This window comes from Pirellulales bacterium (assembly GCA_036267355.1).
Lineage (GTDB): Bacteria > Planctomycetota > Planctomycetia > Pirellulales > DATAWG01 > DATAWG01.
This window is the reverse complement of the sequence record DATAWG010000113.1, coordinates 1-23,372: the sequence shown is the minus strand read 5'-3', so window position 1 is coordinate 23,372 and position 23,372 is coordinate 1. Positions and strand designations below refer to the sequence as shown.

General features: G+C 61.5%; 21 protein-coding genes. 7 read left to right on the top strand and 14 right to left on the bottom strand.

All coding sequences use genetic code 11. The annotated features are described in order from the left end of the window. Nucleotides 1-6 precede the first annotated feature (6 nt). From VHX65_18000 to VHX65_17980, 5 genes are all read right to left on the bottom strand, one after another. Nucleotides 7-2,397 carry a tetratricopeptide repeat protein gene (locus VHX65_18000; protein HEX4000450.1) on the bottom strand — a complete coding sequence of 797 codons (2,391 nt, stop codon included), beginning with the start codon at nt 2,395-2,397 and terminating at the stop codon, nt 7-9. Between the two features lie 205 nt (nt 2,398-2,602). Then, a complete protein-coding gene (locus VHX65_17995) occupies nt 2,603-3,751 on the bottom strand; it encodes an aminotransferase class V-fold PLP-dependent enzyme (GenBank protein HEX4000449.1) in 1,149 nt (382 codons plus the stop codon). A gap of 147 nt (nt 3,752-3,898) precedes the next feature. After that, nucleotides 3,899-5,818, bottom strand: coding sequence for a prenyltransferase/squalene oxidase repeat-containing protein (locus VHX65_17990; GenBank protein ID HEX4000448.1), 1,920 nt, complete (start codon nt 5,816-5,818; stop codon nt 3,899-3,901). 107 nt (nt 5,819-5,925) lie between these two features. Further along, entirely contained in the window at nt 5,926-6,792 is an 867-nt protein-coding gene (locus VHX65_17985; protein HEX4000447.1) for a prenyltransferase/squalene oxidase repeat-containing protein, read from the bottom strand. Next, a complete protein-coding gene (locus VHX65_17980) occupies nt 6,752-8,470 on the bottom strand; it encodes a polyprenyl synthetase family protein (GenBank protein ID HEX4000446.1) in 1,719 nt (572 codons plus the stop codon). Before VHX65_17980 ends, VHX65_17985 begins: the two co-directional genes overlap by 41 nt. A gap of 197 nt (nt 8,471-8,667) precedes the next feature. Between VHX65_17980 and VHX65_17975 the strand changes: the two genes are divergently transcribed. Continuing rightward, nucleotides 8,668-8,928 (top strand): hypothetical protein, encoded by a 261-nt coding sequence (locus VHX65_17975; protein ID HEX4000445.1) that lies wholly within the window; start codon nt 8,668-8,670, stop codon nt 8,926-8,928. A 24-nt stretch (nt 8,929-8,952) separates the two neighbouring features. Continuing rightward, entirely contained in the window at nt 8,953-9,165 is a 213-nt protein-coding gene (locus VHX65_17970; GenBank protein HEX4000444.1) for a hypothetical protein, read from the top strand. Nucleotides 9,166-9,194: 29 nt separating this feature from the next. On the opposite strand, the gene VHX65_17965 is transcribed toward VHX65_17970, so the two are convergent. The 5 genes from VHX65_17965 to VHX65_17945 all read right to left on the bottom strand — a co-directional run bounded on the left by VHX65_17965 (nt 9,195) and on the right by VHX65_17945 (nt 13,503). Further along, the gene (locus tag VHX65_17965) at nt 9,195-10,388 is read right to left on the bottom strand and encodes a radical SAM/SPASM domain-containing protein (protein HEX4000443.1); all 1,194 of its coding nucleotides are present in this window, start codon (nt 10,386-10,388) and stop codon (nt 9,195-9,197) included. Further along, on the bottom strand, nt 10,385-11,350 hold the full coding sequence (locus VHX65_17960) for a ferredoxin family protein (protein HEX4000442.1): 966 nt from the start codon (nt 11,348-11,350) through the stop codon (nt 10,385-10,387). The genes VHX65_17965 and VHX65_17960 overlap by 4 nt, the downstream gene beginning before the upstream one ends. Continuing rightward, nucleotides 11,347-11,763, bottom strand: a complete 417-nt coding sequence (locus VHX65_17955) for a hypothetical protein (protein ID HEX4000441.1) — start codon at nt 11,761-11,763, stop codon at nt 11,347-11,349. Before VHX65_17955 ends, VHX65_17960 begins: the two co-directional genes overlap by 4 nt. A gap of 163 nt (nt 11,764-11,926) precedes the next feature. Further along, nucleotides 11,927-13,033, bottom strand: a complete 1,107-nt coding sequence (locus VHX65_17950) for a GTP-binding protein (protein ID HEX4000440.1) — start codon at nt 13,031-13,033, stop codon at nt 11,927-11,929. Next, nucleotides 13,012-13,503 (bottom strand): glycine cleavage system protein H, encoded by a 492-nt coding sequence (locus tag VHX65_17945; GenBank protein ID HEX4000439.1) that lies wholly within the window; start codon nt 13,501-13,503, stop codon nt 13,012-13,014. Before VHX65_17945 ends, VHX65_17950 begins: the two co-directional genes overlap by 22 nt. Before the next feature lie 181 nt (nt 13,504-13,684). Here VHX65_17945 and VHX65_17940 point away from each other — a divergent pair, with 181 nt between their 5' ends. The 4 genes from VHX65_17940 to VHX65_17925 all read left to right on the top strand — a co-directional run bounded on the left by VHX65_17940 (nt 13,685) and on the right by VHX65_17925 (nt 17,841). Further along, a complete protein-coding gene (locus VHX65_17940) occupies nt 13,685-14,140 on the top strand; it encodes a helix-turn-helix transcriptional regulator (protein ID HEX4000438.1) in 456 nt (151 codons plus the stop codon). A 47-nt stretch (nt 14,141-14,187) separates the two neighbouring features. Then, nucleotides 14,188-15,867, top strand: a complete 1,680-nt coding sequence (locus tag VHX65_17935) for an arylsulfatase (protein HEX4000437.1) — start codon at nt 14,188-14,190, stop codon at nt 15,865-15,867. A gap of 7 nt (nt 15,868-15,874) precedes the next feature. Next, entirely contained in the window at nt 15,875-16,768 is an 894-nt protein-coding gene (locus VHX65_17930; protein HEX4000436.1) for an alpha/beta fold hydrolase, read from the top strand. Between the two features lie 215 nt (nt 16,769-16,983). Next, nucleotides 16,984-17,841 carry a triphosphoribosyl-dephospho-CoA synthase gene (locus VHX65_17925; protein HEX4000435.1) on the top strand — a complete coding sequence of 286 codons (858 nt, stop codon included), beginning with the start codon at nt 16,984-16,986 and terminating at the stop codon, nt 17,839-17,841. 187 nt (nt 17,842-18,028) lie between these two features. On the opposite strand, the gene eda is transcribed toward VHX65_17925, so the two are convergent. Beyond that, the gene (gene eda, locus VHX65_17920; GenBank protein ID HEX4000434.1) at nt 18,029-18,685 is read right to left on the bottom strand and encodes a bifunctional 4-hydroxy-2-oxoglutarate aldolase/2-dehydro-3-deoxy-phosphogluconate aldolase; all 657 of its coding nucleotides are present in this window, start codon (nt 18,683-18,685) and stop codon (nt 18,029-18,031) included. 417 nt (nt 18,686-19,102) lie between these two features. On the opposite strand from eda, the gene VHX65_17915 reads away from it, so the two are divergent. Continuing rightward, a complete protein-coding gene (locus tag VHX65_17915) occupies nt 19,103-20,149 on the top strand; it encodes a glycosyl hydrolase (GenBank protein ID HEX4000433.1) in 1,047 nt (348 codons plus the stop codon). Between the two features lie 143 nt (nt 20,150-20,292). Here VHX65_17915 and VHX65_17910 read toward each other — a convergent pair whose 3' ends face one another. From VHX65_17910 to istA, 3 genes are all read right to left on the bottom strand, one after another. Next, the gene (locus VHX65_17910; GenBank protein HEX4000432.1) at nt 20,293-20,754 is read right to left on the bottom strand and encodes a hypothetical protein; all 462 of its coding nucleotides are present in this window, start codon (nt 20,752-20,754) and stop codon (nt 20,293-20,295) included. Between the two features lie 159 nt (nt 20,755-20,913). Further along, complete coding sequence (gene istB, locus VHX65_17905; protein HEX4000431.1) at nt 20,914-21,726, bottom strand: IS21-like element helper ATPase IstB; 813 nt, start codon at nt 21,724-21,726, stop codon at nt 20,914-20,916. Then, complete coding sequence (gene istA, locus VHX65_17900) at nt 21,723-23,213, bottom strand: IS21 family transposase (protein HEX4000430.1); 1,491 nt, start codon at nt 23,211-23,213, stop codon at nt 21,723-21,725. The genes istB and istA overlap by 4 nt, the downstream gene beginning before the upstream one ends. Nucleotides 23,214-23,372: the final 159 nt, after the last annotated feature.

Here is a 23,372-nt window from a genome sequence, read left to right as displayed (position 1 = left end):
AGTCCTCTAATGTCCGGTGAGCGGCACGATCGCCGGTTGACGGAGCTTGTTGTTGACCGAGGTGAAATTGTTGGCGGCCTGCAGGCACGTCCGATCGAGTTCGAACGCTCTCGCGAAGCAGTTTTTGGCGTCTTCCAGCCGGCCTTGCTGCTCGATCGCGATGCCGAGATTGTTGTGCGCGGCCATATAGTCGGGCCGCAGGCGCACCGCTTCACGCAGCGCCGTTTCGGCTTCCGAAAGCCGGCCGGCCGCGAGACACCAAACGCCGAGAAGGTTGAATGTCTTGTGATGATCGGGACGGATGCGAAGGGCTTGGCGCGCAGCGGCGATCGCTTCGTCGTGGCGAGCAGCGGTTTGCAAGGCTTTTGCGCAACCCAACCAAGCCTCGAATGAATGGCCCTGCCGCTGGATGATGCGGCGATAGGTGTCGATGGCGCGATCGAGGTGTCCCGAGTCGGCCAGTGCGCCGGCCATGTTGAGCGATACGATAAGATCGTCGTCCGCCCAGGCAGCGGCGCGGCCGAGCGTGCGAATTGCCAGATCGAGCCGGCCCGTTTGCGCGGCAAGCGCGCCGAGCAAATTCGTGGCTTGCACATTCCGGGGTGAATGGTTCAACACCTCGCGGCACAGTCTTTCGGCCGTCGCGAAATCGCGCCGCTCGTGGGCATCGATGGCCGCGCGAATCGTCGGCCCCCAACCGATCTCGGCCGACGTTGCCCCATCGGCCGGCAACATCGCAGCCGGAACCGGCGGTTCCCGCCCCCCTCTCCCCTCTGTGGGAGAGGGGTCGGGGGTGAGGGGTGATCGTCGGCAAACGTTCCAAACCAACGCACGCCCTCGAATCAACGCCCCCTCGGCTCGTTCTTCCAAGAGGGCTTGCAATGCCGCGGCCGGCTCCGCCGAATTCGCCACCGTTGCCAGCATTTGGCCGACACGCGCCAACAGGGCGCTCCAATCGCCGCGTTCGGTCTGGCGAAAAAGCCGCAGGCTCGGATACCACACGCTTCGCGAGTCGGCGATCGTCCATCGCCAACTGGGCACGTGGGGCAAAAATGCCCATGTCGGCACTCCCAGCGCCCCGCTCAGATGCACCGTCGAATTATCGACCGACAGAACCAAATCCAGTGCCGCCACTTTTGCCGCGAACGCATCCATTTCCACGAGCGGATCAGCTTCCGGCCAATCGTGAATCTCGACCCCGATCTCGCGCCGCGCCGCCGCCAATTCATCGACGCAATCGCCATATTGCAAATTCACCCAGCAAATGCCCGGCAACGACAAGAGCCCTCGCCATTGCTCGAGCGCGGTGGTGCGCATCCGCCGTTCGCCAGGTTGCCCGCCGGTGCGCCATGAGATGCCGATTTTCAATCCCGGTCCCAAATCTCCGAGCCGGCGCCGCCACTCGGCGACACGGCCCGGATCGGCGGTCAAAAATTGCTCTCGCAAGGGAAAGCTGTCTCGCGCCGGCCGCAAGAAAAGCGGCAAGCTGCCAGTCGGAATTTGCACGTCGATGCGAGCGATTTCCCCGGCGAGCTGCGCGCCTTGCCGATCCTGCCGCCGTGAAAATCCGCAAACCGTGGCCCGAGCAAACGATCGTCGGAATAGGGGCACAAGCCGAGGCTCGCAAACGACCACGCAATGGGCTGCCCGCTGGATCACCTCAGGCAGACACGAAGCGAACAAGATTTCGTCGCCGATGCCTTGTTCGCCGTGGATGAGAATCGTGCGGCCTTCAAGGGATTCGCCTTTCCAGCGAGGCTGGGGATAATCGTCGATTGCAACTTCCCCTGCTGCCACGCGCCATTCGTGCTCGCCCCAGCCACGGCGAAAATCCCCTGCCAGCAGGTAACAATAGCCGAGGTTCCAGTGGGCAGCCGCGAAATCAGGCGCGAGTCGAACGGCCGTCGCGAGCGCCGCCGTGGCTTCCTCCAGCAGGCCCAACGCACGGGCCATGTTGCCCCGGTTGAATTGGGCAATTGCGTCGTTGGGCGCGAGTTCCACCGCCCGGCGGCACCAGGGGAGCGCTTCGCCTGGTTCGTCCATTTGCCCGAGCGCAGCGCCAAGATTGAGGCAAACGCCGGCATCGGCCGGATTCAACTCGATTGCCCGGCGAAATTCGGCAACCGCCTCGTCGAACCTCCGGCAATCGGCAAGCGCACGTCCGAATTCGGCGTGGATCGCCGCATCGCCGGGGCGGCAGCAACAAGCCTTCCGCAGCCAGTCGATTGCATCTTGCGATCTGGCCGTTTTTCGCGCGATGATGCCCAATAGCACCAGCGCCGCAGCGCAATCGGGCAATTGCCGCACGATCTGCGCGGCAATTTTTTCCGCTTCGGCAATTTGCTCGGCATCGACGAGCGCGGCAGCCCGAGCCAGCGCGTCCCGCACGTTCTGCATGATAGCGTCCTACGGCGGAGCGATAGAGGATTCGGCGAGTCGCCGATGCAAGACTGTGTCTCTATCTCCTATTTCGACGCGGCAAGGTTTACTTCATCGCTAAATCTTCCCCGCCAGCACCGCCAGCATCTTCCCAAAGCCCAGGGAAGGCCCAGACCACGTTGCCCATTGGAATGCAGTCCTCCCGGCCTTCCCCTGGGCAGCCCTACCCCCGGGTCCCACTCTGCGCCACGTGTTGTTCGATCGCCGCGATGAGCCGCGGCATGTCGGGCAGAGATGTCGAATGACACCATGAGATGCGAATCGCTCCGTCAACTTGTGCTCGCGGCAAATGCATTGCCGTCAGAACGTGGCTGGCGGTGTCGCACGCCGAAGTGCAAGCCGAGCCATTCGACACCGCCGCCGAGCCGCGCCATGCCGCAATCACCTCTTCGGCGTCCACGCCTGGAAATGAAAGGTTCACGGTGTGCGGCAGCGTGCGAGCCGGATCGCCGTGGATTGCCGGGCAGAGTGGGGCCAAGCCATCGAGCAGCGTTTCCTTGAATTTCCGGCACTGCTCGGCTCGCTGTTCGGCCTCGTCCATGGCAACCTCGGCGGCAAGGCCCAATCCGACCACGAGCGGAACCGGCAGCGTGCCCGGCCGCAGACCCAATTCCTGCCCGCCGCCATGCATTAGCGGCTCGAGAGGCGGCAACTCTCGCTCGCGCCGACGCAACACGAGCGCACCGATTCCCTTCGGCCCGTATATTTTGTGGCCACTGATGCTGATCAGATCGATGCGGCGATCGCGGAGCGGGGCGAGTTCTTTGCCGAATCCTTGCGCCGCGTCGGTGTGGAGATAGACATCCGAATCGTCGAGCAGCCGGGCAATTTGGGCGATCGGCTGACGAACGCCCGTCTCGTTGTTCACCTGCATTACCGAAACCAGCAGTGTGTCGTCGCGAACGGCGCAGCGAACCGCCTGCGGATCGACCCAGCCGCCAACAGCGGGCGGGAGGAGGGATAATTCGAAGCCGCGCCGCTGGAGTGCCGCCAGCGGTTCGAGCACCGAGGAATGTTCGATCTGGGTGCTAACGATGTGTCGTCTTCCGGATCGTTCGCCGTACGACGCCAAACCAAGTAATGCCAGATTGTTGCTCTCGGTCGCCCCGCTCGTGAAGATCACTTCGTGCCGCCGAGCATTTAGGACCGCTCCAATTTGGTCGCGGGCCTTGTGCACGAGCGCTTTGGCCCGCTCGCCGAATTCGTGCGGACTGCCCGCGTTGCCGAATTCGATCTCGGCGCACGCCCGCATTGCCTCATGGACCCGAGGTTCGAGCGGCGTTGTTGCGTTGCAATCAAGATACACAAGCATGGAAATGTCTAATGGCTAATAGGCTAGAGGCTGAAGGCTACAGGCTACAGGAAAGAAGACGTGCGGACCGGACACTTGCGCCTCCTGCAGCCTGTAGCCTGTAGCCTGTAGCCTTCCTTTGACATTCGTGCTTCGGCGTACGTCATTCTAATCACGCACTGCCGTCGCTTGCAGCGTGGCGGCGCGTTGGACGGCCGACAGCGCTTGAACCGTGTAAATCACGGGGTACAGTTTTTCGAAATACCACAGCTTGGCGAAATAGAAGCCGATCGGCGACGGAGGGAAATGTCGGCCGTGGTTTGTGGCTTCAGCCAGCCAGTGGATACCGCGAGTGATCGGCGAGAGCGGTTGGTTGTCGCCGCTGTGATCCGCTCTCGCTACTTCGGCAAGCGCCTCGATCGCCAGGGCGGTTTCTTCGATTGACGAGCGCGTGCCCGTCCCCCCGCCCCAACCGCCATCGGCGTTTTGGGCGGCCAGGAGCCACCGGGCTGCCCGTCCCAATGCGGCCGTCCAATTTGAGCCGCCCGATTCGGCCAATTCGGTAATGCGGATCAGCCGCAGGACGCGAGTGGTGCCATAAACCGGATTTTCTTCATTGGCGGTCGCTTCATTGCCAAACCAAAGCGGTGTCCACGCACCGTCGGGAAGCTGCACGTCGAGCAAATACCGGACGGCACGCCGGATCGCCGGCTCGAGCCGCTTGCGCAGCGGATCGGGCAGGTCGGGCTTCCAGGCAAACCACGCCAATAGCGCATGGGCCGTGAGGTCGGCGCCGCTGCGATCGAACGGCAGGCGGCCCCAGCCGCGACAAAATGTCGGCATCCCGCCGTCGCGGTTCTGAAGGTCCAATAGCCAACCGACCGCCGCTGCCGCGGCTTCGCGAACCCGTGGGTCATCGGGCGCAAGAGCCCGCAGCGCAAGTAGCGCTCCGGGCGTGTCGTCGGCATCGGGGACTCCGCCGGATAAATCAGTCCACGACCATCCTCCCGGCGGCGCATCGGTATAGGGATGGCGATGGCGGTATTGTTGGGCCAGCAGCCACTCGCGGATCGCTGTGGCGCCGCCGTCGGCAATTGGATCTTTTGATTCTTCGCCCGCAAGTGCCACGCACGACAGTGTCGTGACCCAAGTGGCGAGGTTGGTGTCGATTGGCCAACTGCCATCCGGCCGAACCGATGCCGCTATGAATTCCACGCCGCGCCTTACCACCGGATGCTGCGATTGACCGGCTTCGACGAGGCTGGCGACAACGAAGCTGGTCAGCGGCGTGGCCTCCAAGAATCCGCCGTTCGAGGGTTGAATTTGATCAAGCACATTGAGCGTGCGCCGCTTGGCGATGCGCCGCGCCAAACGGGCGGCAATGTTTCGCGACGGCAATTGATGGTGCCGCAGTTGGCCGATGGCGATCAATGCCGGCAGGGCGTAGCTGACGACCGGCATGCGCAGCCAGCGGAACCAACGTCGCGGACAAGCGGCCAATTCGAACGGCAATTGCGGCACCAGCCGCCACGCCGCTTGTCCGGATCCCAACGCATCGGCCATCGCCAGCACCGAAAGAATCGGCACGGAAAACGTGCGATCCTTTCCGTACCGCCGGACAATCGCCGCTGAAAGCTGCTTTGGCGCTAGCCCGCCCGCGGCCCGAGCCAGCCAATCGCGCGCGCCGGCCAGCGCCGCTTCGTTGCGATCCTTTTGCGGCGCGATCAGCAGCGTGGCCCAGCAGAGCGCCGTGGTGCTGATGTTGCTCAGGCTCACGACTGTGTCGCCCCAGCCGCCGTCGGGTCGCTGCGTTTGCACGAGCCAATCGTGGCCGTGCCGGATGAGAGTGTCCAGCGACGGATCGGTGGCGGGGCGCGGAAGAGCAGTTCCTTGCTGGCGCTTCGGGCTCGAGCTGTTGTCGCGACGGTTAACGATTTGCAGGGCGAAGGTGGCAGTGGCGGTCGCCAGTGCGCTTGTGGCCAATTCGCCGTCCCAATAGCCGCGGCTATTGCGGTTGGCGAGCAAGGTTTCTCGCGCGCCGGCGAGTGTCTGTTGAATCTCTCGGGCGGTGGATTCGTCGAACGGCATCGAGAAGCAGTTTCAAAACCGCTGGGGGACTGTCCCCATTTTGCGTAGTCTTCGGAGAAAAACGGGGGCTGTCCCCCTCCGCCTTGCGGTTTTGAAACCGCATCGAGTCAGAAGCTCAGGTGCCCGAGGGCCAGCAGGCCGTAGTACGTGTATTCACAGTCTAGTTGATCGTCGCCCCAATGGCCGTAGAAAGAGCCGCGGTTGGTCCACAGGCTATCGACGAAATCGAGGCACGGCTCCGCGATCGGATCCAAATCGGCATGCATCCCCACCAGCGCATGCAAAGCCGTTGCGGTCGATAGCAAATCTGGTAGCGGAGCGTCGGGATGTGCCAAAAAGCCGCCTTCAGCGGTGCATCGAGCGAGCAGCCACGCTTGGGTTGTCGCCTCGATGGGGCGGCCGAGTTGCCGCATCAGCGTCGCCGCAGCGGCGGTGGGGGGCGTGAGGCCGAGCGGCATGTCGTCTTGATTGGAATATCCACCGTCGGCCGCTTTCAAATGCGCGAGGCAATCGGCAATCCGCTCCGGCTGCGGCATCGGGTGGCCCAGATCTTGATACGCCCCCCAGGCAAGAAAACAGCCGTAAATCGTGCCGCGCTCCGCCCCTCGACTGGGATGATAGCCACCGTCGGCCGCGCGGTGCGTTTCAAGAATCGCCAGAATGCGATCGACCGGGGCTTGCGCGCGAAGCGCCGCTGGAATGGCGCTCCAACCGCGAGCAAGGCATGCCAAGTGAACCAGATCGAGCGATTCGCCGCTGCCGAACGAATGCAAATAGGCCACCAGCGGCTCGACCGGAAACTCGGCCCGCAGTGCGATCAGGCTATCGATGCCGAACACGGTGTAATAGAGATCGCTGCTTCCGCCACGATCGATGAATCCGCCGTTGGCGCTCCGCTGGCTTTCGAGAAAGCCATGCACCAGCGGGGCCGAATCACCGAGCAGCTTCGGCGACAGCCGGGCGACTTGCAGCATTTCGAGTCTCAAACTCACTGCACCAACCTTTGACCTCGACGGTAAAAATCTTCCCGATCACGCGTCGCAACAACCCCTTCAGGCTGGCACACGATAGCTCGGCAAGGGAGCGCACCGCTTGTTCCTTATACGATTCGAGCAGCCCCCGGCAGCGATCCTCAATTGCCGAATCGCGCACCAGGCGATGGGCTTCAGCGGCGGTTTCCGGCGATGCCGCGCGGCGCCAAAGCTGGGCCAACAGCTCGCGCTCGGGACCCTTCGTCCGTTCGTAGGCCACCGCCAACGGCAAGGTCGGACGCATGGCCGTCAGATCGTCGGGCTCGTCGCCGGCGGTCAGATCGCTGAGGTCGTCGCGAATTTGATAGGCGATTCCCAGCGATTCCGAGTATTGCACCAGCACGTCGTTCACCTCGGCATCGGCGCCGGCCAGCGCGGCGCCAAGTCGCAGGGCCACTTCGAAGGCGGGCGCCGTTTTTTGGCGGAAGATTTCCAACACCTGCGGCGACGAAAGCGGCTGCGGCAAGCGGCCCCAGCAAAGCTCCGCTCCCTGGCCAAGGCACAACGTGCGATGTCCCGCCGCGGCAACTTTCAACATCTCCGCGCGAATCTCGGCCGGAGCATTGCATTCGGCCAGCAAGCGATAGCCTTCGCCCAGCAGAAAGTCGCCGACATTCACCGCCACCGGCATGCCATGCTCTTCATGCAACGTTTTCTGACCGTAGCGTAGCGCATCGTCGTCTTCGATGTCGTCGTGGATCAGCGAGGCTTTGTGGAAACATTCGACCGCGACGGCAATTTTTCGCAACTCGGCCGGTAGCGGCCCTTCGAGTTCTTCGCGAATCGCTTTGTAGGCACAGACGGCGAGAAACGGCCGCCAGCGTTTACCGGCGCGACTTAGCCAATCGTATGCGATCCGCTCGGTTTCGGTCGTGGCGGCGCCGATGATCCCGGAAAGCGGCTCCGGCTCGAACCATCCATCGACCTCGCGGCGCAGCGCGTCGAGATCGAGCCGATAGGTTTTGTCTTCGCTCGTGAGATGGATGATCTCCCACAGCCATTCCATGTCGAGCGTCGTGTCGCGGCAATCGTCTTGCAACAGCGGAATGGCGACGCCGGGAATCGCGGCCGACTCCATATAGGGAAACGCCTTTTCAAGCACCGAGAGGCAGCTCACGCCCACGATCGCGTCGATCTTGCCTGTTTGAATCAGCGCCATCACCAAGGCCGAGCCCTCGGCCACGAGCACGGCGTAGCCCAACCGCTCGGCTTCGTTTTGCAGATCTTGAATCGAGCATTGGCCGCATTGCTTGCAGAGCAGCCCAAAATCGTCGAACGGGGCCGGGCAATGGTCTTCCACGCGCAAACACTTCGGCAGCAGCAGCAACCGCCGCTCGTAGGGCACCGAAGCGAGCGAATCGCGCCACACCCGGCCATTGAGCACCACGGCCACATAATCGTGATACTTCGTCGGCAAGCCGCTCTGCTCGACCACCGCCGAAGTGTGCCGCCGCAATTCTTCGATCGAAAGCGGCGGCACTGGCTGAATTTGATTGACATAGCGATCGATGAGGCCGTGCAGTTCTTCCCGCTGGTCGCGCGTTTGCGGGATGCTATCTTGCGGCTGGCGAACGCGCTGCGGCGGCACCGGCCGCGGAAGCTGGATCACTGGAAGTTGCATCGCGATGCTCTTGGAGTGCGATTCGACGGGCGGGATAATTCGGCGGGATCAGCCAGCCCCATATCATAACCAACTAAAGCGGCGGAAACGAGCCATCCGGGGCAGGAAACGGCGCCGGCGGCAAACGTGGCAGCCGGGCTGGCCGGCTTGCCGCGAGCCTACCACGCTGCCGATAATCGTGCATGGAGGAGACCATAATGATCGTCAGCCAAAGCGATATCGACAGTTTTCATCAATTTGCCACCCGAGCGATCTCCGAGCGAGGCCTGGGGCTCAGCCTTGAGGAATTGCTCGAGCAACGGCACGCAGAGCAGGAGCGCGAGGAAACGATCGAATCGGTCCGCCGAGGCGTGGAGGATGCCGACGCCGGACGCGTGCGCAGTATTGCTGAGGTCGACAAGGCGATTCGCGACGCACTCGGCTTTCCCAATCGCCGGCAAGTGAGCTTCCGCCCCTAAACGTTTTCAGGAGCTTTTCTTGTGATGTCAGCCGCGCAAGATTTGCTGAAGGTTTTCGACGCACTTCCTGCTGCCGATCAGCACGAAGTCGCCGTGGCCATCTTGCGCCGCACAGCCGCAGCCGAGGATATTCCTGAAGTAGCGTTGCGTGAGCTATCGGGCGAAATGTGCCGCAGCTACGACGCTGAGGAGGCTGCTCATGGTGACGGGGAATGGCAGTGCAGCGTCGCGATGTAACAGCGACGGAGGGCCGCCGCATTCCTCTTTCACGAATACGCCCCAAATCCAAAAAACCAATGCTTTTTGGCGAAGCGGTAGGCCCAGTGTTCTTCGGGGATTTCATTGCCGGGATTGTGCTGGCTGCTGCGCGGTTGGAGCGCATTTAGTTCGGCCATTGCGGTGCCGCGCTGCGTCGTGTCGAACGCTTTGTGCCGCTCGACGATCTCGCGCACCAGGTCGGGCCGCTCCAAAACCACGCACCCGCGCGTGGCCTTCGCCGCCGTTTCGCGAAAATCTTTGAGAAAATTGGAGCCGTTCATCAATTCATACACGCTCGGCCCGTCGTGAATCGTCTCCGTGGCAAATTGAATGATCGGGCAAGGCTCGATCGCCCCCGACGGACCGATATGATGGCTCACGCCCGTGGCCATCGGGCAAAGCGCTTCGCCGCGGTCGTCCCAATAGGCATCGACAATGGCGATCGGCAGCCGGGCTCGCATGCGGACGATGAACCGCCGCAAATCGAGCACTTGCTCGGGCCGCAGCGCCAATTCGGGCGCCGGCTTCGGGCCGACCACGCGATACGTATGAAACCATGCGTAGTGCACCCCCATCTCGATCAGCCGCCGCAGCCATGCTTCGTTCGCCAACTCGTTGATATTCGATTGGCAAACGCTCGTGGCCACGCCGACGATCAACCGATTGCGCACGCATGCTTCGATGCCGGCAAGCGACTGGCTCAACACGCCCGTTCGTCCGCGGCGCTCGTCGCTGACGATCTCCTTCCCCTCGATGCTCACCAGCGGGCTGGCGTTGCCGATGCGGCGCAGCTCGCGGGCGACTTCGTCGGTGATCAAATGCCCGTTGGTGAAAATTTGAAAATAGCAATCGGGATGGGCGGCGAGGATTTCGAGCAATTGCGGGTGCATGAACGGCTCGCCGCCGAGGATGCCGAAGTAGCTGTTGCCATGTTTCTTGGCGTCGAGAATGATGCGGTTCATCGCGTCGGCATCGATCATTTGCCGCGGGGCGGCCACATCGACCCAACAGCCTTGGCAGCGGAGCTGGCAACTGTTGAGAATCGAAATGAACAGAAACGGCGGGAAGTGCAGGCCTTGCCGCAATCGCCGCTTGTAGCGCTGCACGGAAAGCATGCCCTTGAAACCGAAGTTGTACACGAACTTCCACAACGCCCGTTTGTCGGGCTCGGTGAGCATGCGTTTGGTGAAACTGGCAATCATTGAGGCGCGAGGGGCGAGGGACGAGGGGCGAGGGAAGAGGGCACACTGGCATCGGGCTTGGTTGCGGATTCCGCGGCCGTGCGCGACGCGGCGTCGAGAGCAGCTTGGGCGCGGGCTTTGGCTTCTTCGGAGCGGCGGCGGATTTCGTCGAGCGACGGCAGCGAGGCGAGCACCTCCGGCGGCACGTCCATCTGCTGTTGCAGCTTGGCTAGGCAGCGAAGCCGCTCTTTCAAAGCGCGATCTTCGTCGCGTTCTTTCGAGAACCGCGATTTGGCCCGAGCGCTGCGATCTCGCAAGGCGGAATAAATATCGCCCCCCAACAGGGCCGAAATGTCGACTTTCATTCCCTCGCGGCGAACGTCTTCCGAGTCGACCACATCGCCATTGATCGGGCCGGCCTTGTATTTGGGAAACAAGATCGCCACTTCCGGGCAAACACGCGAACAGGCCGGGCAATCGGTCTTGCAGTTGCTTTGATTCTGGACCTTGATCTTCCCGTCGCCGCTGACACCGTACACGTCGAACAAACAGAAGCTCAGGCACTGCATGCAATTCGTGCAGCGATTGAAATCGATTACGGGAAACCAAGGCTTCCAAAACCGCGCGGGTTCGCCGCACAGTTGGCGGCGCAACGATTCGACCTGCTCGACCGCTTCGGCGGTCGCCAATCCTTCGATGCCCAAAAAGCGGATTTGATTGCCCGATTTCGCATCCTCGGCCTGCTCGGGCTGCTCGCTCTCGAAGCGGCCCAACACCAGCGTCACGCCGGTTTGCATGCCGGTGTTTGAAAACTCGTGGCGCGACCCGTTTTGGGCCGGCCCACGCTGCCGCACGCTGGTGATCGAGCAATCCTTCTCTAATAGCGCTTGCACCAACTCGCACCGCGCGCGGTCGTCGAGCGGCCGGCTCCCTTCGCCCTCGTAGACGATGACGTGCAGCGAATTTTTGGCAAACGTAATCATTGGGGAGGGGCGAGGGGCGAGGGATGAGGGGTAAGCGTTTCTGCGGCGTCTGAACGTGAGGCGGTGCTGGCGGCGGGAACAGACGCGGGGCGGAGCAGGGCGGCGGCAATTTCGGCGGCGGGTTCGACTCGCATGTTGCGGATTTCGACGCCGGACTCGGGCAGCGGAGCGCCCGCGGCTTCGAACAACCACTTTACCGCTCGCGGATAACAGGCCGCAATTCGTAATTGCCCCCCTTCCACCAATTGCTGCATCCGGCCATCGCCGCGAGCCGACAGTTCACAAAGGTCGGGCACCGCCTCAAACGCCACTCCCGCCGAGGTCAGCCGAGCCAACACCTCCTGCTTGACTTCCTTCGGCACCACTTGGGCATAGGCGCAATGACAGTAAAGAATGCGCGGCAGGTCGGTCATCAAAACAACTCCGATCTTTCACGTCGCGGGCAGCAAGCCGCAACGCGCGAACCCGCAAGCGAGCTTCCGGATTCCGATGGACGTCGCGGCTCGCTTGCCGTTTCGCGCGTCCGCACAGCCTCAAGCCTCAAGCCTCACAGCCTCAAGCCTCACAGCCTTCCTCTCATACGGCCGCCAGGCGGTGCGTCGGCACCGGCTTGCCCGGTCGGAACACTTCCATGTGCTGCCGCTGGCAAGCGATTTGATGGGCGGCGGCGACGTTGTCGAGCGCCGAGCCGACCACCTCGCGGAGCATTTCCGGGGCTGCTTCGGCTCGCAAATTCACGATCATTTCGCCGGATCCGAGCGGCTCTTGCAGTTTCCAGGCCAGTTCCGGCTCGATCTCCGTGCGAACCAGGTTCACCACGGCCAGATCGCTTCCCTCATCGGGCGCGAACGTCATCTTCAAATGCGCAATCTCGATGCCGCGGCTATTCAGGCCGGTTTGGATTTCGCGGGCCAATTCACCGATCAGTGCGTTGCCATCGAATTCGCGATCGCTCGAAAAGGTTGCGGCACAATTCAGCCAGCCCAATAGCGCCTCGCCCTCGGCATACATCTGATAATCGACATCCATGGTGCCGGAAGTTTGCGCTGCGCTGCCAAGAATGGCCTCGTGCCACGCGTCGATCCCGATGTCGGTCCGCGCCGAGACCGCGAGAATCTTGGCTTTCGGAAATCGCTCATGAAGCGCCGAGCGGAGCGATTCAAGTTTTTCGGCGGCGAGCAACTCGATCTTGTTGATCACGAGCAAATCGGCTTCTTCCAGTTGCTTGCCGTAGATGTAGTTCACTTTGCTCGAAAACGACTTGCCTTGCTCGAGCCCGAGGATCCGCATTGCCCGAATCGGATCGAGCATGACGCTGAGGGGGGCGACCTGATAATCGTCGCCATAGAGCCGGCGGAGCGGATAATCGACCGTGGCCTTCAAGTCGGTGCAGCTTCCAACCGGCTCGGCGATGAACACGTCGGGGCGCGGGCCGGCGGCGAGTTTCTGGCTTGCCTCGACGAGCGAATTGAACCTGCAGCAGAAGCAGCCGCCGGTGATTTCCTCGACCGAAAAACCTTTGGCCGCGAACATGCCGGTGTCCACCAAGCCAAAGCTTTGGTCGTTGCTGATCAGCCCGACCGTGAGGCCCTGCTGTTTCAGCCGCTCAGCGATTTTCAAAATGCCGGTGGTCTTTCCTGCGCCGAGAAAGCCGCCGATCATCAGGTAGCGGGGTTTTGGCATGGCGGCTCTCCGGTGTCCGGTTTCGTCAGCATTTTATCGATCGTCGCATCGAGAAAGCCAGTGTAGCCGACCACGTCGACGGCGGCCGGTTCGGGCGTGCCGCTCACGCAATACAGCCAACCGCGATCGTAAGGATCGTTGTCGAGCAGGCTGGAGTCTCGTTCAAGTTCGACATTGCCGCAGACAAACTGTCCGGAGGCCACGCAATAGACATCGCTCAACGCCTTGAATCCCTCGACCGAACCGATGATTTGCCCCGGCGAAACCTCGTCGCCCACCGCAACGCTCCACGCATGCTCGACCAAATCCCCCAACATGCGCAGTGCAAATCGCGTAAAACCGATTCGCCAAAGCTTCGGTTCGATTTCAGCGAGCCAAAAATGGGCGGGCGTATAAAGGTAGGATTTCGGCAGGCGGCTGGAGAACCGGGCACGCTTGTAATATAGGGTCTGTTGAGGATCGACGGGCATATCGGCCTCAAGGAACCCGCTCGCTCGACGGATGGGCTGTAATAGATCACGATAGTCGCGTCCCTCCGGCCGGTCAACCGGCATGGAGGCGCGATTGAGCCATCACACATCGCCAATCGGCCATCAACTTGACAACGCGGTCTGCTCGACACAAAACTGGTCTGCAAGGATTTACGACACCATGCCTCTTAGCAGCCGGCTTCCGATCATCACGCCGCGCGAATGCGCTTGCGAGGGGGCTTCGCTCGATAAGCTGATTCAGCCGGCCATTCTCATCGTTCTCACCAAAGGGCCGCTGCACGGCTATCGGCTCGCCGAACGCATCGGCGAAATGCCGATGTTCGGCGGCCAGAAACCCGATGTCTCGGGCATTTACCGGTTCCTGAGAACGATGGAAAAACAGAGGATGGTCGAGGCTTCGTGGGATTTGGGCCAACGTGGTCCCGCCAAGAAGTCGTACAAGATCACCACCGCGGGCGAAGGCTGCCTCGAGCGCTGGATCCACACGCTCGAGCATCATCGCCAAGGGATCACCGAATTGCTCCGCGCCGCTCGCACCGTCGTCGAGCCTCGGAAAGACACGGGCGACGGAATCGCACCAACCAAGAAGCCGACGAAAGCGGGGCGCACGAAATGACGATCAAACAACCTGGAATCGCAATGCCAGGTCGCTTCCATGCCCTAATGCCGAATTCTATCGCGTCGGTCGTTTTGCTTGCAGTTATTTCAGCGTCGCTGCTCAAAGCCGCTGAGCCGACCGTCGAAAAGCCCGCGCCCGCGAAGCCGAATATCGTCGTCATTCTGGCCGACGACATGGGGTTTTCCGATTGCGGCTGCTACGGCGGCGAAATTCAAACTCCAAATATCGACAAGCTGGCCGCAGACGGCCTGCGATTCACGCAGTTTTACAACACGGCCCGCTGCTGGCCGTCGCGGGCAAGCCTGCTGACGGGCTATTATGCCCAAGAAGTTCGCCGCGACGGCTTGCCGGGCATGGGCGGCGGAGTGAACGGCATTCGGCCGACTTGGGCGCGGCTTTTGCCCGCGTATTTGAAGCCGCTCGGTTATCGCACGTATCACTCGGGCAAATGGCATGTCGATGGGCCCGTGCTCGCGGGCGGTTTCGATCATTCCTATGCCCTCTACGACTACGACCGCAATTTCTATCCCAAGCAGCACACGCTCGACGATCGGCCGCTGCCGCCCGTCAAGCCCGGGAGCGGCTATTACACGACGACGGCCATCGCCCAGCATGCGATCGACATGCTCGGCGAACACGAGCAGAAATTTGCGAAGCAGCCGTTCTTCCTTTACCTCGCCTTTACCGTTCCGCATTTTCCGCTGCAAGCGCCGGCGGACGACATCGCGGAATACAAAAACCGCTACGCCGCCGGTTGGGACGCGCTGCGGCTCGAGCGGCATGCGCGGATGCTGAAGCTCGGTATCGTCAATTGCGCGCTCTCGAAGCTCGATCCCCAAATCTGGCCGAGTTGGAATTTTTCCCTCAAAAAGCTGCACGACGACATCGGGCCAGCCGAGATCGGCCGCGCCGTGCCGTGGGACACGCTCACTGCCGAGCAGAAGCAATTCCAGCCGATCAAGATGGCGATCCATGCCGCGATGGTCCACCGCATGGATACCGAAATCGGCCGCGTCGTCGAGCAGCTCAAAGCGATGCACGCGCTCGACGACACGCTTATCTTGTTCTTATCCGACAATGGCGCGAGCGCCGAGCAATTCATCCGCGGCGATGGCCACGATCGCACTGCGCCACCCGGCTCCGGCAAGACGTTCTTGAGCCTTGGCCCCGCATGGTCGAGCGCTGCGAACACGCCCTTTCGGCTGCACAAATCGTGGGTTCACGAAGGGGGCATCACCACGCCGCTGGTCGTCCATTGGCCGAACGGCATTGCCGCTCGCGGCGAATTGCGGCGCAATCCGGCCCACTTGATCGATCTCGCTCCGACGATTCTCGAACTGGCCGGCGGCAAGTGGCCGGCAACCTTCGGGGGCAAGCCGGTTCCGACGCCGCCGGGCAAAAGTCTCGTCCCCGTGTTCACGAAAGATGGCACCGTCTCGCACGACTATTTCTGGTGGTATCACGAGGGAAACCGGGCCCTGCGCGTCGGCGATTGGAAGATCGTCACCGACCACAACAATCCGTGGGAACTGTACGACCTGAGCACCGACCGCTGCGAATCGAATAATCTGGCCGCCGAAAAGCCCGAAAAGGTGCGCGAGCTCGAACGGATTTGGACCAAGCATACGGAAGAATTCCGCGCGATCGCCCAAAGAGACCAGCCGCCGCCGCCACGCAAGAAAACGAAGGTCGCCCTAAATGCTGCCGATGAGGAAGTGGACTGAGCGATAGATGACAGGAGCCGATCGCGAACGACTGCCTGAGGCCGACTGGCGTGCGCTTTATCCGTTCGGCTCGCGTTTCCTTCGCGTCGCGGCTGGGCAATATCACTATCTCGACGAAGGGGCCGGCAAGCCGCTGCTGCTGGTGCACGGCAACCCGACCTGGTCGTTTCATTGGCGGAATTTGATCGCGGCTTGGCGCGGCCGGCATCGGATCGTCGCACCGGATCATTTGGGCTGCGGCCTGAGCGACAAACCCGCCACGTTCGACTATCGGCTTTCGTCGCACATCGCCAATCTCTCGCGATTGGTCGACGAATTGGATTTGCGCGACGCGACACTCGTGGCCCAGGATTGGGGCGGCGCGATCGGCTTGGGGGCGGTGTTGCGATCGCCGGAGCGATTCTCGCGGCTGGTGCTGTTCAACACCGGCGCCTTTCGAGCGCCACGAATGCCGTGGCGAATTCGCATTTGCCGCACGCCCGGCGTGGGGCCGGTCCTGGTGCGCGGGCTGAATGGCTTTAGCCGGGCCGCATTGCGGATGGCGGTAGCGCATCCCGAGCGACTGACGCCAGCCGTGCGCGCCGGCTATCTTTTTCCGTACGATTCATGGCGCAACCGCATTGCCATCGATCGCTTCGTCCATGATATTCCGATGCGCCCCAGCCATCCGAGCTACGGCCAACTGGTCGAGATCGAGCGCGGGCTGCCCTTGCTCGCCGATCGGCCGACGCAATTGATTTGGGGTATGCGCGACTGGTGTTTCACGCCGTGGTTTCTGGAACGCTTTATCGAAATCTTTCCCGCCGCCGAAGTGCACCGCGTTCCGGATGCCGGCCACTGGGTGGTCGAGGACGCTTGCGAGCAAATCGTTCCGCTCGTGGAGAGGTTTTTGCAAACTTAGGGCACTAAGAATTAGTTCGGGATTCGGAATTCCCTCGCTAGCGCCGTCTGTCGAGAATTCCCTCGCTAGCGCTTCGGGCTACTTTTTCGTTGGGCGGTGCAAACACTAGCCCGAAGCGTTAGCGAGGGACGCGCATTCAAGCGTCGAAACTCCGGTGCTTTCTTGGCCAAACACATTCACGCCGCCACCGCCACCGCACACTCAAAGACTGCCCCATGCCGCTTTCCATCGGCCAATGCGCTACGCTGGCCTGCATCCTCGAAGCGACCGCGCCGAAGCCGGGCAACGTTCATCGCGGCGCCGATTTCGAAGATCTTACGTATCCCGATTTGCTGACGGCAGCCGTCGCGATCGGGCCGGCAATCGAGTCGGCAACGACAAGCCGGGTCGGCGCCGTCGTGTTGCAAGCAGTTCGAGCGACCCGGGCAGCGATCGCCACGAACGCAAACCTCGGCACACTGCTCTTGCTGGCCCCCATGGCCACGGTGCCCCGAGAAGTGCCGCTTGCCGAAGGGATCGCTTCGGTTCTGCATCGGCTCGATGCCGTCGATGCCCGGGATGTGTACGAAGCCATTCGCCTCGCCAAGCCCGGTGGCATGGGCCGCGTCGAGCGAGCCGACGTCGCCGATGCCGACCATTCACCAACCGATCTACTCGTAGCCATGCGGTTGGCGGCCGATCGCGATCTGGTCGCACGGCAATTCACCAACGGATTCAGCCAAGTGCTCGTCGATGCAGCCGGCTTGCTCGCAGAGGGATTCGAATCGGGTTGGACCGCCGGCGAAACGATCGTGCATACGCAGCTAGCGCTGATGAGCCGATTTCCCGATAGCCTGATCGCGCGGAAGTGCGGCGATCGCGTTGCGCAGCAGGCGTCGGGTCGGGCCGCTGTGGTGCTTGAATCCGGCTCGCCGCAAGAGGAACCCTTCTGGCAAGCGGCCGCCGATCTTGATTTCTGGCTCCGCAGCGATGGCCACCGCCGCAATCCCGGCACGACCGCCGATCTGCTCGCCGCCGGCCTGTTTGCCCTGCTGCGCGACGGGACGATCGGCTGGCCGTTGCGGTGGCATTGATCGCAGTGCGGCGGAGCCGCAACCAATGTAGCAGGCACACTCCGTGTGCCGTCTGCGCTGCTCTGGGCGCGACGCGTCGCGGCGCGCCGACTGCACGCGGAGTGTGCCTACTACGATCAAGGCGATTTTGTCGCCCCGTACAAAGAATTCGTGTGTTAGTAATACAAAGGCGATCTTAGCAGTGATCTCAATTGCCGCGACATTCGGCGACAATCCGCACCGCACGCTGGCAACGGAGGCGAATCTCCGGCCAGTTTCCAGCCGCGAGATCGCTTTGCTTCGCGATCGTGGTCGCCCCCACTGCCACGACCATTTCCGTCTGCAGATATGCAGCCATGTTGTCGAGTGTCACTCCGCCCGACGGCATTAGCCGCAACTTGAGATGAGCATAGGGCGCGGTCATGGCCTGGATCGTCCGCGGGCCGCCGATCGGTTCCGAGGGGAAGAACTTCAAGAAGTCGCAGCCGAGCGCGAGGGCTCGCTCGATTTCGCTCGGCGTGCAAATGCCGGGCACGAACGGCAGGCCCGCGCGAGCGGCGGCATCGACGATTTGGGGATTCAATCCCGGGGCGACGCCGAATTGCGCGCCGGCGTCGATTGCGGCACGCAGATTGTCGGCGGTCACCACCGTGCCCGCGCCGACGAGCATTTCCGGCCGTTTGCTTCGCAAGGTTTGGATGGCGGCGGCCGCGGTTGGCGAGCGAAACGTGATTTCGACAAGCGGCAGCCCGCTCTCCGCCAATACATCAGCCAGCGGCAGCACCGCATCCACGGCATCGATCGTAACGACCGGCACCACGCCACCGCGCGCAATCGCGTCAAACACATCCGGGGTCTGGCTCATTTCGGGGTCTGGCTCATTTTTCGGCTAAGATTGATTTTGAATTTAGAACCGGCGCGACCGCCGAAAAATGTGCCTGCCCCCTTCGATCGCCACCGGGTCTGGCTCATTTTTCGGCTAAGATTGATTTTGAATTTAGAACCTGCGCGACCGCCGAAAAAATGTGCCCGACCCCCTTGAATCGCCGATCGGCGCACCCGAAAAATGCGCCTGTCCCCTGGTATGTCCCCCTTTTGCCGATGAACCCGAAAGTCGCCCGGCCGCCGATCTTCGTTTACGGACACTGTTTTCTTCGTCGTGGTGTTTCGCACATCCCATCCTTAAGATGAAGTCTCGGCGAGTCGTCTGGAACAAAATCGGTTGACTTCGAAAGATGAGGCCATGCTAAGAATAAGTTCGATTCGGACTTCCCTCCGCCAAATGCTCACGCTGTTGTGCGGGCTGATCGTGTTCGGCGGTCGAGCCGATCCAGCAGCTCCCGAAGAGGTTGTCCGACAAATCGCGGTCGGCATCTATTTCAACGAAGGAAGACTCTACTGTCCCGCTGACGAGCAAGCTTTCGCCGACTTGCAACAGCAAAGCGGACGGCTCGCCAAAGTTTACATGAATTTTCAGAACTGGAGTGGGGAGTGGACTCAATTCTCAACCCGCCTCGCTGACAACTCCCTCAAGCACGGCGGCGTATTCATGGTCGTCTGGACGCCGTCGGGTTCCAAGCTCGAAGGGCAGGCGGATTCCGATTGGACTTGCGCAGCCGTCGCGGCCGGTAAGCACGATGACTACATTAAGAGATACGCCGCCGACGTCGCGAAATGGAGCGGCCCGCACCGCAAGCCCCTCATGATCCGCTTCGCCCATGAGATGAACGGCGGTTGGTATCCGTGGGGCGTGGCATTTGAAAAAGATGGTCGGCGGCACAATGGGAACACTCCCGTCGACTATGTGACGATGTGGCGGCATGTCCGGGGGATTTTCAAAGAGGCCGGTGCAAACAACGTCACCTGGGTCTGGTCGCCCAATATCCTCTTTATCAATCAAAACAACTCGCAGGAGCAGGCGAAAGCTGATTACGCTGCGCTCTATCCAGGCGACGATTTCGTCGATTGGATTGGTCTCGACGGCTACAACAACGGCCTCAAGGCCAAGTGGAAGACGTTTGCAGAATTGTACGAACCATCGTATCGGGCGATTAACATGATCAGCGGCAAGCCCCTCATGATTGCCGAGTTTGGCTGCTCGGAGAAACGAGCGCCAACCGGCACGAGCAAGGCCGCCTGGATCGCGAAGGCTTACGCGGACATCCCGTTGCAATTTCCTCGCGTGCGTTTGGTCAACTGGTTCAACCGCGACAAGACGAAACAGGGGGAGACGGATTGGCGATTTAACTCGTCGCCGGAGGCGCTGGAAGCTTATCGGGCGGCGGTCAACTCGCCGTTGTATCAGGGAGACGTGAAGCTCGAACCTTGACTCGAGTTCGTTGTGATCGCCGGTATTAATATCCTTTGCACTGGCACATTCGTATCGAAGACCATCTGATCAAGAAGAACCCCGGATTGCCGCTACTCACGCACGATCTACCGCAGTGCTCTTGGATTTACCGGTCGATGCGGTCAATGTACGGCTCCAGCAGCATGATCTGCTCGACGTTCGGGGTTGTCATCCGACCAGGGGAACGAAAGGCCGCCCTGGACAAGCGCTTGCCGACCATCGGTTGTGACAATCTGTCCTTGCTGGCCGCGAAGCTGCATGTGGCCTAAAGCAAAGCGTGTTGGTTCCGCGTCCACCGTCGCCACCGCATCGCGAAGGGCCTGCCACAAATTATCGCCGGCAGCCACGAACTCTTCGGGAAATCTTGGGAACTCCAGTTCGCGCGGCGGCACCTTGCCGTCGTATTGGAGTTGTTGCGGAACTCCGCCGTCGAGCCAGTTGGCCACGAACTTGCCGCGATTGCTGGCCTCGATCGACACCGAGTCATCGCCACGCCCTTCGCACGCAGTCAGAAATTCCAACGGCAGCGAGAATTCATTGTTCTGGAAATTATTTGGCAAATGATATTCGACCGCCACATCCATGGTCCGGGCTGTAAACGGCGCTCGAATAGTGCAGCGCTCGGCGGTTGAATAGTGCAGCGCTCTGAGGGGTGATGGGTTCCTAGTTTACGTAGCGTTTATTGGTAATGGAAGAGTTCACCCCACTCCTCCTCCGGAGGAGGAGTGGGGTCGCAACGATTTTCACGATGGTTCGGATGGTGACGATTCTGCTTGCTCAGGTGCGATCGCATCGTCCTCTCGTTGTCGACGGGCTTCTTTCAGCCGGTAACTCTCGCCGGTCGACTCCAAGATGTGGCAGCGATGTGTTAAGCGATCCAGCACGGCGCCGGTCAATCGCTCACTGCCTAGCACCTCGGTCCACTGGCCGAACGGCAGGTTCGTCGTCACGATCAGGCTCTGACGCTCGTAGGCCGTGCTGATCACATCGAACAGCAACTCGGCGCCGAGCTTGCTGGCCGGCACGTAACCCAACTCGTCCAACACCAGCAGATCGAGCTTGGCCAATTGGGCCTTCATCCGCAGCAACTGCCGCTCCTCGCGAGCTTCCATCAATTGCGTGACCAGTTCCGTCACCCGATAAAAACGCACCCGATAACCGCGGTGGCAAGCCTCAACCGCCAACGCGGTCGCAACGTGGGTTTTTCCGGTGCCCGGATTGCCGATCAAGATCACGCTCGCACGCTGCTCGATGTACTGACAACGCATCAGCTCCGCGACCAATAGCCGATTGAGCGACGGCTGTGACGCGAATTTGAAATCGTCGAGCGTTTTGTGATTGGGGAACCGCGCGAACCGCAGTCGCCGCTGCGCACTGCGTTTGTCGCGATCGAGCAGTTCCAATTCACACAACTGCAACAAGAACGCCAGGTGATCGACGTTCTCCTGGGCGCAACGTATGGCCAGTTTTTCACACTCGTCGTGCATCGTCGGCAGTCGCAGCATTTTCAGATGATGCTGAAGCAGCACCAGGCTTTTGGTTTCGATCGGCTTCATCGGGCACCTCCCGGCAGCAAGCTGGCATAGCACTCCAGGTGCGGCGCTGGAATTTCGTGACCTTGCAGATGCGGCCGGCCATCCAGACTGAACCATTGCGAGGGTTGTTCGCGCCCTTGTTGGGCCAAGAGCCGGATGGCATCGACGGTCAGCGCGCCAATCGCCAAGGCCCGCTCGATGGCGCGAGCCAATTCGGCCAACTCGAGCGTCTCCAATAATCGCAGCACCCGGATGAACTCGCGTCGGCCTTCGGACTGTCGATCTCCTTCGAGTCGGCGACGCAAAACGCCAAAACACTCCGGCAGATTCCAGTCCTCCAGCGGCCGAGCAAAGTCCAAAGAGCCCGGCTTTCGCTCCAATAACGCCAGATAGTGCAGCGGATCGTAATGCACGTTCTCACGCGCCCAATCCCGCGGATGCTTTGCCACGATCCGATCGTTGACGATCAACCGCACCTCTTGGATGTTGCCGACCGCCGTCACATGATGATGAGCGTAGGCCGTGGGAACCGAGTAATCGTTGGTGTCGAACCGCACCAGCGAGAGCGAGTTGGCCTTGGCCGGTTCGACGCGCCGAGCCTGGAATGACTGCTTCGGCAGCGGCAGCAGCGCACGCTGCTCTTCATCGAGCAATCCTTGCTTCGTCGTGGGCTGGCCTCGCAAGCGACGCTCCAGATCGGCTCGACAGGACTGGGCCAACTGCTCGTTGAACTCTTCCAGATCGTCGATCAGCGGGATCGGGACCATGAAGTTGCGTCGGGCAAATCCGACCAAACCCTCCACATGCCCTTTCTCATTGGCTCGACGCACCAGACAAAAGTGATGCTCAAACAGGAAGTGGCTCTCCAGCCGCAGGAACTCCTGGGTCGGCGTGTCGCCACGCCGGCCGACGAACTTGGCCACCGCGATGCGGCTGTTGTCGTAGCTGATCCGCGTGGGAACACCCCCAAAGAATTGAAATGCCCGGCAGTGCCCTTCCTGGAACGTCTCGGTGCATTCGCGGGGAAACGCCTGGCAGAAGAAGGCGTCGCTGAACGGCAGCGACATCACGAAGTAAGCAACCTTCGTCTCCTTGCCTTGCAATCGAACAACGGCTTCACCGAAGTCGGCCTGGGCCTCGCCCGCCGGATGCGCCAGCGGCATGAACACCTCGGCCGTGCCAGCACGCCAGGCTCGTACGGCGTCGCCGACCACGCTGATCCCGCCGTCGTACTCATGCTCGGTCCGCAGCCGATCGAAGATCCGCTGGATCGTGTGGCGTTGCTTCGATGGGGACTTTTTGTCCTGATCGAGAATTTCATGAATGATCGGCAGGAACCGATCCAGCTTGGGCTTGGCCCGCGGCTGACGCTGCCGATAACCGGGCGGCTCGGCGTGGTTGAGGATCTTTTGCAGGGTCTTCCAGTGCAGGCCGTGCTCCTCACAGATGGCCCGCTTGCTCTTCTTCTTGGTCAGCACCAAACGTCGGATTTCGGTCCAGAGATGCATGTCTTGGTACACTCATGTTTCTCGCGGTTCGTAGGACTTATGACGGGTTTACCGTCGCAAGTCTTGGCCACGAATCCGCGATGGGGGACATGAGCGCTGCACTTTTCGGCCGACCGTCGGCTACTCGCCGAGCGCTGCACTATTCGAGCGCCGTTTACA